We start from the raw sequence: 1,497 nt of genomic DNA, 5'->3' as shown, positions 1-1,497 counted from the left end.
GAGAACGGGCAAGGGCGGCGCTGATCCCCAGCGGATGCGGGGGAGCGACAAAGCGCAGAGAAGGGACATCGATTACGAGTTCCATCTACACTACTGGGAATGCGCGAACGGCGTAATTGAGTTGGCGTCCGTCGTTCACCACAATGACTTTTCTATACCAGAGTGACGGCTGTGGTGGACCAGTGGCTTTTTAGCACCATCCACAATTGCGCCTGCAAGGTCATCGAGGAACAGACCCTATGGGGGCAGACGGTGTGCCGTGTTTGGTTGCCGAACCAAGATGCGGTTGTCCGAGTGTCGCGATCCACTCTGCGGCCGTTGGGCGCCGATCTACGGCCTGATATCGAGGGGCACCGTATCGCGTATATCGCGGCGGCCGCCAAGGTGGCCGAGGTGCTGGATGGCGGAACGGGCGACATCAATGGCCCGGTATTGCTGGCGCCGATGGAATCCAACGTCATTCCGCTTCCGCATCAGCTTTACGCGCTCTCCCGTGCGGTTTCCGGTGATCGCGTCCGCTATCTCCTGGCGGATGAGGTAGGGCTCGGCAAGACCGTCGAGGCCGGCCTGATCATCCGCGAGTTGAAGTTGCGCGGTCTCGTTCGGCGGACTCTGGTCGTCGCGCCCAAGGGGCTTGCCACCCAGTGGGTAGCGGAGATGCAAAACCATTTCGATGAGCGCTTTCAGCTTGTCCTCGGTGAGGACATTGGCGCTATGCAGCGTCTCACTTCCGGTGCTGGTTCGGCCGCCCCACCGTGGGCGATGTTCGATCAGGTCATCGTCTCGCTGGATTCGGTGAAGCCCCTCGACCGGCGCCGGGGCTGGTCGCAGTCCAGGATCGCCGAATTCAACCGCAGCCGTTTCGAGGATCTCATTACAGCAGGCTGGGACCTCGTCGTGGTGGACGAAGCCCATCGCCTGGGCGGCAGCACGGATACGGTCGCCCGCTACAAGCTCGGCCGCGGGCTCGCCGAGGCTGCGCCCTATATTCTGCTCCTTTCGGCGACACCGCATCAGGGCAAGAGCGATCCCTTCCACCGGTTGCTGTACTTGCTCGACGATGATGCATTCCCGGATGCGGGGAGCGTTACGCGGGAGCGCGTTGCGCCCTTTGTAATCCGAACAGAAAAGCGCAAGGCCATCGACGCGGAAGGCAAGCCGCTCTTCAAGCCGCGGCGCACGCAAATGGTTCCGATTGCCTGGGAAGCTCGACACTATCCGCAACAGCGTCTCTATGAGGCGGTCAGTGACTATGTGCGGGACGGCTATAACCAAGCCCTACGCGAGAAGAAGCGGCACATCGGTTTTCTGATGATCCTGATGCAACGTCTGGTCACCTCCAGCACGCGCGCCATCCTCACCACGCTGGAGCGCCGGCGGGCCGTTCTCAAGGGTAGCGAGCTAAGCGATCGGCAGTTGAGGCTGCGGTTCGACGGGACCGACGGTGGAGACGCCGACACGCAAGAGATTTACGACATGGACGGGCAGGAGTTGCTT

The 1,497-nt window shown here is 61.7% G+C and carries 1 protein-coding gene; it reads left to right on the top strand.

The features are described from left to right. Window positions 1-174 precede the first annotated feature (174 nt). Window positions 175-1,497: DEAD/DEAH box helicase (locus ACXJ7R_RS32355; RefSeq protein WP_457155352.1), on the top strand; the 1,323-nt coding region annotated here is incomplete at its 3' end.

It is taken from the genome of Mesorhizobium sp. P5_C1 (assembly GCF_054049815.1).
This window is presented reverse-complemented; position numbering and strand designations above follow the sequence as displayed.